Annotated in this window: 1 protein-coding gene; it reads right to left on the bottom strand. The window is 69.9% G+C overall.

Annotated features, from left to right (window positions below):
- On the bottom strand, positions 1 to 539 hold a 539-nt coding region (locus VTU_RS26000; protein WP_040892248.1), incomplete at both ends, for an ABC transporter permease.

A 539-nucleotide genomic window follows, 5' to 3' on the forward strand; every position in this document is an offset into this window, starting at 1 on the left:
GTCAGCGGCACGTCCCGGAGCGCCGCCACGGGGTACATCACGAAGAAGTTCGCGCGCATGGACCCCCAGTCCACCTTGCGCAGGCTGGTGATGCGGGTCTCGTTCTGCACGCCGCCCATGTCGAAGCGCAGGCGGTCGCCCAGGTGCAGACCCAGCGTCTTGGCAAGGCCTTCCTCGACGCTCACGGCGCCTTCTTCGCCGGGCGTCCAGCGCCCCGCGACGATCGGGTTGTGCGCGGGCTGCTCGAGCGAGTTCGAGAGGTTGAACTCGCGGGCCACCAACTGCCCGGCGTGCTCGTCGGCGTAGCTGCCGGGGTCAACGGGTTTGCCGTTCACGGCAATCAGCCGGCCCCGCACCATGGGGTACCAGTCGTAGCGCGCCACCCCGCCGTCCGCGAGCGCCTGCCGGAAGGCCTGCGACTGCTCGGGCATCACGTTGATGACGAAGCGGTTCGGCGCATCCGGCGGGCTGGCCTGGCGCCAGCCGCTGATCAGATCGGTGCGCAGCAGCACCAGCAGTACCAGCGCCAGCAAGCCCAG

Origin of the sequence: Verminephrobacter aporrectodeae subsp. tuberculatae At4 (assembly GCF_000193225.1) — a bacterium.
GTDB classification, from domain to species: domain Bacteria; phylum Pseudomonadota; class Gammaproteobacteria; order Burkholderiales; family Burkholderiaceae_C; genus Acidovorax; species Acidovorax aporrectodeae.